Source organism: Aeromonas sp. HMWF017, assembly GCF_003061465.1.
Classification (GTDB): Bacteria; Pseudomonadota; Gammaproteobacteria; order Enterobacterales; family Aeromonadaceae; genus Aeromonas; species Aeromonas veronii.
Map to the genome: position 1 here is coordinate 39,121 of NZ_QAJD01000092.1, position 9,052 is coordinate 48,172.

At 58.1% G+C, this 9,052-nt stretch carries 9 protein-coding genes; 3 read left to right on the forward strand and 6 right to left on the reverse strand.

Features of this window, described 5'->3' with window-relative positions; translation table 11 throughout:
* Positions 1-20: 20 nt before the first annotated feature.
* Both DBR30_RS08895 and DBR30_RS08900 read right to left on the reverse strand, forming a co-directional pair.
* Positions 21-935: a LysR family transcriptional regulator gene (locus DBR30_RS08895; RefSeq protein WP_108541279.1), complete on the reverse strand. Its 915-nt coding sequence runs from the start codon at positions 933-935 to the stop codon at positions 21-23.
* A gap of 132 nt (positions 936-1,067) precedes the next feature.
* Positions 1,068-1,823, reverse strand: a complete 756-nt coding sequence (locus DBR30_RS08900) for a YciK family oxidoreductase (RefSeq protein ID WP_005334909.1) — start codon at positions 1,821-1,823, stop codon at positions 1,068-1,070.
* A gap of 222 nt (positions 1,824-2,045) precedes the next feature.
* Here DBR30_RS08900 and sohB point away from each other — a divergent pair, with 222 nt between their 5' ends.
* Positions 2,046-3,053: a protease SohB gene (sohB, locus tag DBR30_RS08905; RefSeq protein WP_108541280.1), complete on the forward strand. Its 1,008-nt coding sequence runs from the start codon at positions 2,046-2,048 to the stop codon at positions 3,051-3,053.
* Between the two features lie 180 nt (positions 3,054-3,233).
* Positions 3,234-4,457, forward strand: coding sequence for an MFS transporter (locus DBR30_RS08910; protein ID WP_108541281.1), 1,224 nt, complete (start codon positions 3,234-3,236; stop codon positions 4,455-4,457).
* 34 nt (positions 4,458-4,491) lie between these two features.
* Here the strand turns inward: DBR30_RS08910 and DBR30_RS08915 are convergent, their stop codons facing one another.
* Together DBR30_RS08915 and DBR30_RS08920 are read right to left on the reverse strand one after the other, a co-directional pair.
* Positions 4,492-5,574: a diguanylate cyclase domain-containing protein gene (locus tag DBR30_RS08915; protein WP_108541282.1), complete on the reverse strand. Its 1,083-nt coding sequence runs from the start codon at positions 5,572-5,574 to the stop codon at positions 4,492-4,494.
* 174 nt (positions 5,575-5,748) lie between these two features.
* Positions 5,749-6,102 carry a DsrE/DsrF/TusD sulfur relay family protein gene (locus DBR30_RS08920; RefSeq protein ID WP_005334901.1) on the reverse strand — a complete coding sequence of 118 codons (354 nt, stop codon included), beginning with the start codon at positions 6,100-6,102 and terminating at the stop codon, positions 5,749-5,751.
* A gap of 158 nt (positions 6,103-6,260) precedes the next feature.
* Here DBR30_RS08920 and DBR30_RS08925 point away from each other — a divergent pair, with 158 nt between their 5' ends.
* Complete coding sequence (locus DBR30_RS08925; protein ID WP_108541283.1) at positions 6,261-6,653, forward strand: DUF1090 domain-containing protein; 393 nt, start codon at positions 6,261-6,263, stop codon at positions 6,651-6,653.
* 75 nt (positions 6,654-6,728) lie between these two features.
* On the opposite strand, the gene DBR30_RS08930 is transcribed toward DBR30_RS08925, so the two are convergent.
* The gene (locus DBR30_RS08930; RefSeq protein ID WP_005334896.1) at positions 6,729-6,977 is read right to left on the reverse strand and encodes a YfhL family 4Fe-4S dicluster ferredoxin; all 249 of its coding nucleotides are present in this window, start codon (positions 6,975-6,977) and stop codon (positions 6,729-6,731) included.
* A 1-nt stretch (position 6,978) separates the two neighbouring features.
* Positions 6,979-8,340, reverse strand: a complete 1,362-nt coding sequence (trhP, locus tag DBR30_RS08935; RefSeq protein WP_005334895.1) for a prephenate-dependent tRNA uridine(34) hydroxylase TrhP — start codon at positions 8,338-8,340, stop codon at positions 6,979-6,981.
* Between the last annotated feature and the right edge of the window lie 712 nt (positions 8,341-9,052).

Below are 9,052 nucleotides of genomic sequence, written 5' to 3' on the forward strand. Positions count from 1 at the left end.
TCTGACGGGGGGGCTGGCTGTTATTTGTCGTGTCGGGGCTGGGCGTGCGGAAGCGGCGCTGATTCGCCCTGATATTCGTTGCGCAGGCAGCGCAGCAGCAGCTCGGTCGCAGGACCGAGAGATTCGGGGGAGAGGGTCAGCAGATAGGTGTAGAGGTGGCGCTCGTTGCCGCTCTCTAGATCCAGCTGTATGAGTGACCCTTCCGCCAGCTCCCGCTCTACCAGATGGCGCGGCAGCCAGGCATAGCCGAGGCCAAGGCGCAGCATGGCGAGCACTTCGTGGTAGTGGGTGGCCTTCCAGCCGGTGTCATCCGCATCGTTCCAGTCTACCGAGCGGTGAATGGGGGGGTGAAGGCTGATCTGGTTGTGGTTGGTCAATACGTCGCTGCGGATCGCCCCCTCCTCCTGTGCCAGCGGATGGCTGGCGGCGCAGAGAGGCAGCAGGCACACCTCGTCCAGCAGCAGACCGGTGCGATCGCCGGGCAGGTGCTCGGAGAGCATCAGATCCCCCGGTTGCAGGGCGTTGAAGTGGCAGTGAATACGTTCGTGCAGATTGACCCGGCAACCCCGGCTGCGGGGATAGAAGCTGGCCAGCGCCCGATATAGGCGATCCCTTGGTTGCAGCGCCGAGACATAGAGGTTGATCTGCGGCTCCCACTGCCGCTCCAGGTTGTTGGCCAGATTTTCCAGCTCTTCCACCTGTTGGCTCAACTGACGGGCCCGCTTGAGGAAGATCTCGCCCGCCGGGGTCAGCACCGCCTTGCGGCCGCGTACCTCCAGCAATGGCACCCCCAGACTCTGCTGCAACTTTGCAACAGCATGATTGAGGGAGGACTGGCTCTTGTTCAGCGCCTCGGCCGCCTGGGCGTAGCCGCCGCAGTCGACCACCGCCTGAAAGATCCGCCATTGCTCAAACGTGCTCTTGGGACGAAACATAGTTCAACCTGATTGGAGATAGGATGGTCAGTGGTTCGAACAGGGAGCTTGTGCCCCCTATTCAATTTAACCCCTGCCGCACAACACTCTGGGTATTTTATTGATTTATTTGGGCTGGGCCACGCAACTTGTTTATTTTGGCTGAGCCACAAAGGTCTGGCCGGTTTTGCCGCGGCTATCCGACCCCATCAGGTAGAGGTAGAGCGGCATCAGATCGGCCGGAGTCTTGAGGTTCATGGGATCTTCCGCCGGGAAGGCGCTGGCGCGCATCTTGGTACGGGTACCGCCCGGGTTGAGGGTATTGACCCGCACACCTGTGTTCTCAAGCTCGTCGGCCAGCACTTCCATCATCCCCTCGATGGCAAATTTGGAGATGGCATAGGTGCCCCAGTAGGCGCGCCCCTTGCGTCCCACGCTGGAGGAGGTGTAGACGATGGAGGCATCGCCCTGCGCTTTGGCGGTCTGGCGCAGCAGCGGCAGTAGCGCCTGGGTCAGCAGGAATTCCGATTTGACGTTGACCTGCATCACCTCATCCCACTCCTTCTCCTGAATATGTTCAAACGGAGAGAGGGTGCCGAGCAGACCGGCGTTGAACAGCACGCCGTCGAGGCGGCCAAACTGCTGGGCGAAGGTTTCGGCCATGCCGCGGTAGTGGGCGGCGGTGGCCCCTTTCAGATCCACCGGCACGATGGCGGGCAGCGGATAACCGGCCGCTTCAATCTGGTCATACACGGCTTCGAGTTTGGCGCTGGTGCGGCCGAGCAGGATCACGGTGGCACCGTGAGCGGCGTAGGTGAGGGCGGCTTCGCGGCCGATCCCGTCGCCGGCACCGGTGACCAGAATGACTTTATCCTTGAGCAGATCGCGGGGCGCCTGATAATCGAGCATGACAACTCCTGTTAACAAATTCCGGCCATAAGTGCATGGCAATCGGCGCCAAGTGTACTGATCCGCGCGCCTGTTTGACCAGCCAGCGGCAAGAAAAATGTGAAGAAAATAGAGAGGTTGTGATGCTCGGGTTGGTTTTTCCTGGCACTGGCTGCGATTTTTTGCGCGCCTCCATCAAACTCCCTAGAATGTGACGAAAACCGATCCATTCTGGAGTCCATCGTGACATTTCTGACCGAATATGGCCTGTTTCTGGCCAAGACAGTGACCTTCCTGCTGGCCATCGGCGCCATCATCCTGATGATTGTCAGCACTCGCCAGCCGAAAGCGCGCAAGGGGGAGCTGGTGGTGACCGATCTCTCGAGCGAGCTGGAGCAGGGGCAGTTTGCGCTCAAGAGCGCGCTTGCCAGCAAGGCCGAGCGCAAGGTGATGGAAAAGCAGCAGAAAGAGGAGCAGAAGAAGCGCGCCAAGGCGGGGGATGAGCGCAGTCGCCTGTTTGTGCTCGATTTCAACGGCAGCATGGATGCCAAAGAGGTGGCCTCCCTGCGCGAGGAGGTGAGCGCGGTGATCGGCGTCGCCCAGCCCGGCGACGAGGTGCTGCTGCGACTCGAATCCGGTGGCGGCGTGGTGCATGGCTATGGCTTGGCTGCCTCCCAGCTGCAGCGTCTGTGCGATCGTGACATCAAGCTCACCGTGGCGATTGACAAGGTGGCGGCGAGCGGTGGCTACATGATGGCCTGTGTGGCGGACAAGATCCTGGCTGCCCCCTTTGCCATCGTCGGCTCCATTGGGGTGATCGCCCAGATGCCTAACTTCAACAAGTTGTTGAAAAAGCATGACATCGAATTCGAGATGCACACCGCCGGTCAGTATAAGCGCACCATCACCATGTTCGGTGAGAACGACGATCTGGGGCGCGAGAAGTTTCGTGAGGAGCTGGCGGCGATCCACGAGCGCTTCAAGGCCTTTGTGGCAGAACACCGCCCGCAACTCGATATCGATCAGGTCACGACCGGCGAGCACTGGCTGGCGAGTCAGGCCAAGGGGCTGGGGTTGGTGGATACCCTCTGCACCAGTGATCATTACCTGCTGGCGCAGGCCAGCCACCACAAGGTGATCGGCATCAGCTATCGCAAGCCAAAAAGCCTGACCCAGAAGCTGGGGCAGCAGGGTGCGCAGGCGCTGGAAGCCGGACTGGGGCGTCTGTGGCAGCAGAGCCCCTGGCGCTAGCCCGAGGGAAATCCCGTGATAAAAAGGCCAGCCGATGCCCACCGGCTGGCCTTTTTGCATCCGGTTGCACCTTGTCGGTGAGCGAGGGTTGTTTCTATTGAGGCCCTCTGTTACAACTGAATGCTTTCCCCGTTTATGACAGGATCTTGTGGTAAGAGCTGCGGGGCATGGAGCATAGCGATGTCATGGAGCACCTTCAGGCAATTTACTCCGCTGGTCTGGATCGTCATTCTGGGCACCTTCATGGTGCGCACCAGCTACTACATGGTGTGGCCTTTCCTCTCCATCCTGCTCTATCGTGACTATGACCTTTCGGCCACCTTCATCGGCCTGTTGCTGGGTGGCTCGATGGCCCTCTCTACTCTGGTCAGTTTTTACGGCGGCTGGCTCTCTGATCGCTTCGGGCGGCGCAGCATACTGCTGGCCGGTTGTCTGGTGGCGATGATCTGTTTCGGCCTGCTCGGTTTCTCCCATGCGGTGTTCTGGCTCGGAGTCGGGGTGATGGGCAGCGGCCTCTCGTCGGGGCTCATCGATGCCCCCGGCAAGGCGCTGATGGCCGACAGTCTGGCCTCGGCCAAGGCGCGGGAGCTGGCACTGCACCTGCGCTATTTTCTGCTTAATCTGGGGGCCGCGCTGGGGCCGCTGCTCGGGGTGACCCTCGGGATCAACGCCCAGCAGGAGACCTTCCTGTTTCTGGTGGTGAGCTATCTGCTGCTGGCGCTGGCCTTTGGCTGGGGATTTCGCCGGGCTGGCAGCACAGGCAAGCCGGGTGCTGCTGGCCCCGGACTGCGGGATGCCATCAAGGTGTTGCTGGCGGATCGCGCCTTCCTGCTGCTGGTGATGGCCAATCTGCTGATGGTGCTGGTCTACTCCCAATTTCACTCGCCACTGGTTCAGTACCTGACCCGCGCCGGCATGCCGCAGGTGGCCGAGCTGGTTGCCCTGCTGGTGGCGACCAATGCCCTGACCGTGGTGCTGCTACAGTTTCCGCTGCTGAGGTTGTTGTCACGCTGGCCGGTACGGGTGCGTCTTCATATCGGTATGGCGCTCTTTCTGGCGGCCCAGCTGCTCTTTGCGCTGGGGGACCCGACGGTGCGCAGCCACTGGTTTGGCGCCGTGCTGTTGCTCAGCATTGGCGAGACCATCCTCTTCCCACTGCTCAACGTGCTGATCGACCAGATGGCCCCCACCCACCTCAAGGGAAGCTATTTTGGCGCCAGTGCACTGGCTGGGTTGGGAGGGGCCGCAGGTGCCCTGCTGGGAGGCTGGATCCTCGAGCAGTGGAGCGGCCAGTTGCTCTATGTGCTGATGGCGCTGCTTTGTGTGGCGATTTTTGCGCTCTATGAGTGGGGGGCCAGAGTACAGCGTCCCGCAGTGGCCTCGTCTGTGGTTGAGCGGAGCTGACCCGGTTAATGCGGGGATCTGTGATGCTGAATGTTCAGTGCGTGCTACCCGGCGTCTTCTCTTTGAGCGCCTTCTTGGCTGCGTACATCCTCTCGTCGGCGAGCCGGATCAGGTTTAGCCCGTCGTCGTAGTGCTCCGGCCCGGTCTGCACTATGCCAATACTGAGGGTGAGATCGCCCAACTGCTCCTTGACGGTGTTGAGCAATCGTTTGAGATAGATATCCCGCGCCTGACTCTCGTTGCAGTTGGGCAGGATCAGGCAGAACTCATCTCCGCCATAACGAAAGCAGCTGTCTTCGGCGCGAAAGACCTGACGGATGCAGTGGCCAACGATGCGCAGGATCTCGTCTCCGCGCTGGTGACCTTCGGTATCGTTGATTTGCTTGAAGTTGTCGATATCGAGATAGGCGATGGCCATGGGTTCGGCGCGGCGCTGACAGGTGCGCAGGCTCAGCAGCAACAGCTCGTTGAGGTGGCGAACGTTGAGCAATCCGGTCAGGGCATCGGTGCGGTTCAGCTCCTCCAGTTGTTTGGTACGCTCGCGAACTTTCTGCTCCAGACTCTTGGCATAGTTCTCCGACTTCTCTCTGGATGACTCTATTTCCGACACCAGACTGCGAATGTAGGTTTCGAAGACCAGAGTGATGTCGAACAGAAAGAGTTTGTCCAGGGCGGCCAGCATGACGAGGCGCTCCGGTTCATCGCGGATCTGCTCGAACATATCCTCGATCAGCAGGGCTTTGAGGGTGTTGATGGCGGCCAGATAGAGCTTGGGTTCGACCCCGATCCGCTTGTGAACCAGCCCGATCCGAAGCCGGTTGTTGACGTACTCCAGATCGTAATGGCCGCTGAAGAGATCGAGCACATAGCGCCGTTGCGCGGTGCGCAACCGTATGAGGGTATCGGCATCCCCGATCAACAAGGCGATTTCGGTGATGGCCGTCTGCTGCTGGTAGAAGCGATCCACCAGGGCGTCGATCCGTGGTTCTATCTTGCTGCAATAACTTGCCAGCCGCGCCACATCCTGTTCATTGAGCAGCAATAACTCCTTGCGATGGGCAATTTCAAAGTCGGTGATCCTCATCTGCTCAAGCAGGGTCTGTTCGGTCGGATTCATCGTCGTCCTCGGTTTATTACTGGGCGTTACGCTGTCCGTGAGGTGGGACAAACAAGCAGGCGTGGCAATTGATAGTGTAGTCAGTGAGGCTGGGGCGCGTGCAATGCCCCCGCGTGGCGGGGGCCATGGAGGGTCAGATGAGGGCTAAAGGAGCAAGAGGTCCGGAGGGGGAGATCAGAACGTCAGCACCTTGTCGGCAGCCAGGGTCCATTGGGCCAGCATCGGCAAGGTGCCGACTTCAATGCCCTCGATCAGCGGCAGAGCTGTGATGCCACGGGCATCGGTGCAGGTCTTGCACAGGCGAATGGTGACGCCCTGGGCCAGCAGGATCTCCAGCATCTGACGCAGGTTGTACCCTTCGGCCGGAGCCTGACCGGCCAGCGCTGCACTCACCGCATCTGACATCAGGAACAGCTTGAGGCTGGCTCCACCCTGTTCGTTGAGGGCGATAGCGAGACGCAGGGCGTTGAACAGGGATTCGCTGCCATAGGGGGCACCGTTGGCAATGACCACAATTTGTTGATTCATAACAGACTCCTGATTGAAAAGAGCGCCATTGTAGAACCAACAGGGTGGCAATTGCGTGATGTTGCACAACTTCTGTCGCACCTTTTTCCCGCTTGCTTGACCCTGCCGCCGATCGAGGTTTTTATGGTCAGCTCGCAAACAAGACCGGATGAATCGAGATGTGGAAAGTATTGGGAGCCGGCTTGCTGCTGTTGGCGGGTCAGGCCTTTGGCAGTGAGGCGGTTGGTTGCAAGGCCCGTCTGCAGGCCATCAATGACCAGCTGGTGTTTGCCAAAGCACACAACAATGCCGGGCAGATTGCCGGGCTCGAACAGGCAGCGCGTAATATCAAGGCCAACTGTACTGATGAAGGTCTGCTCAAAGAGCAGAAAGAGCGGGTTAACAAACTGCGCGGCGAGGTGGACGAGCGCCTGCTCGAGCTGCAGGAGGCGAGAGTCAGTGGCAAACCTGAGAAGATTGCCAAGCGGCAGGCCAGGCTGGAGGAGTCCCAGACCCGGATGCTGGAGGCCCAGCGTGAGCTGGACAAACTGATCCGGCTGGTCGGCAAGTGATAGCCAGCCGCTGCACGCAGGATCAAAAAAGGCCGATTACTCGGCCTTTTTTTCGTTTTACGGTCCGTGCATCAGCTACTGCCTGTGCATCCGCACAAACTTCTCCATCAGCTGATCTTCGGTCTCCACATGAGCGGGATCCCAGATGATGCAGTCGATAGGGCAGACACTGATGCAGGTCGGCTTCTCATAGTGACCGACGCACTCGGTGCAGCGACTGGGGTCGATCTCGTAGATCTCCTCACCCAGGCTGATAGCCTGGTTGGGGCACTCGGGATCGCACATGTCACAGTTGATGCACTTGTCGGTGATGAGCAGCGCCATCTCAGGCCGCCGTGTGCGGGTTGCGGGTATCCTGGCTGTCGCCCAGATTGCGCAGCAAAATGCCGTAGTTCACATCCAGATCTTTCGGGACCGGCACATAGACTACGTGACCGTTGCCCGGCGCGGTGTCGATAAGCTCGCCCTTGCGGTTCTCCATCTGCTCCAGATTGAAACGGACGTTGCCCTGCGGGGTCATCAGCTCCAGGTTGTTGCCCACCAGGAACTTGTTCTTCACCTCGACCTCGACCATGTCACCTTTGCGACCGGTGATCTCGCCGACAAACTGCTGGGTGTCGGAGACGGAGTAGCCGTAGTCGTAGTTCTGGTATTCGCTGTGGTTGTGACGGCGCAGGAAGCCCTCGGTATAGCCGCGGTGGGCCAGATTTTCGAGGGTGCCCATCAGGCTGCGGTCGAACGGACGACCCGCTACCGCATCGTCGATGGCCTTGCGGTAAACCTGAGCGGTACGTGCGCAGTAGTAGAAGGATTTGGTGCGCCCTTCGATTTTCAGGGAGTGAACGCCCATCTTGGTCAGTCGCTCGACGTGCTCGACGGCGCGCAAGTCCTTGGAGTTCATGATGTAGGTGCCGTGTTCGTCCTCGAACGCGCTCATGTACTCGCCCGGGCGGTTGGACTCTTCCAGCAGCACAAGGGCATCAGTTGGCTTGCCAAGGCCCAGGGTGTTGTCCGGACGCACTGCGATGGGCTCCTGACGGTGGACGATCTGGCCCACGTCATCTTCTTTACCCTCGTGTACCTTGTACTCCCAGCGGCAGGAGTTGGTGCAGGTGCCCTGGTTGGGGTCCCGTTTGTTGATATAGCCGGAGAGCAGGCAGCGGCCGGAGTAGGCCATGCACAGCGCGCCGTGAACGAACACTTCCAGCTCCATCTCCGGTACCTGCATGCGGATCTCTTCGATCTCGTCCAGCGACAGCTCGCGGGAGAGGATGGCGCGGGTCAGGCCCATTTGATGCCAGAACTTCACCGTGGCCCAGTTGACCGCGTTGGCCTGCACCGAGAGGTGAATGGGCATATCCGGGAAGGCTTCACGCATCATCATTATGAGACCTGGGTCGGACATGATCAGCGCATCCGGCTTCATCTCAACCACAGGGCGCATGTCGCGGATAAAGGTCTTGAGCTTGGAGTTGTGGGGCTGGATGTTGGCCACCACATAGAACTGCTTGCCCAGTGCATGGGCTTCGTTGATGCCCAGCTGCAGGTTTTCATGATCGAATTCGTTGTTGCGCACCCGCAGGCTGTAGCGGGGCTGACCGGCATAGACGGCATCAGCGCCATAGGCATAGGCATAACGCATGTTCTTGAGGGAACCTGCGGGGGAGAGCAATTCTGGTTTAAACATGGCGGACTCTTTATATCTGATTGCAAATCAGTAGCAAGCACGTAAGTACTGCTGTTAAATCAATGACTTAAGCATGTTTTTCTGGCATGTATAGTCGTGGATAATTTGGGTATTCAAAAACACATATATTTTATCATCAAAACCCACGGTCAGCCACTTCACGACAAGTGACGATAGTGCAACTTTCATATCTTAGAAAAGGAGAAGCAACCACGTTACGCTAACCATCTTCTCTTAGAGGTAAACCATATGGATGGCATCACATAGTGGGGTGAAAAGTCTCATGAGAAGACGGTTTTATAGACAAAATATGCGTGTGCGTAGCTGCTTCACCCCAACATCCTTGACCATAGAGTGGGTTTGCTGTGATTGATAATTGCCGCGCTACTGCTTGGCTGCTGGCTTGTTCGGAGAGCCGGAATGATGTCTCCCCTCAAAGCCCAGCGTCTATGCACTTGTTCTCTCCGAGTGTCTATTCCTTGATTAAAGTTTAAAGGAATAGAAATGCCTAACCCTGATATCATTATTTTTAGTTGATAACCATCAGGTGGATAAAACTTTATATAGGGATAATATCAATATTCGTTTGGCCATATATTTTGATTATATTAGTTCATAACGAATATAAATGGTCATGGCTAACCTGCTAGTAAATTAACACTGCTCTAAATGAAATAACTCATTGATAATATAAAGAAAAGCATACATAATA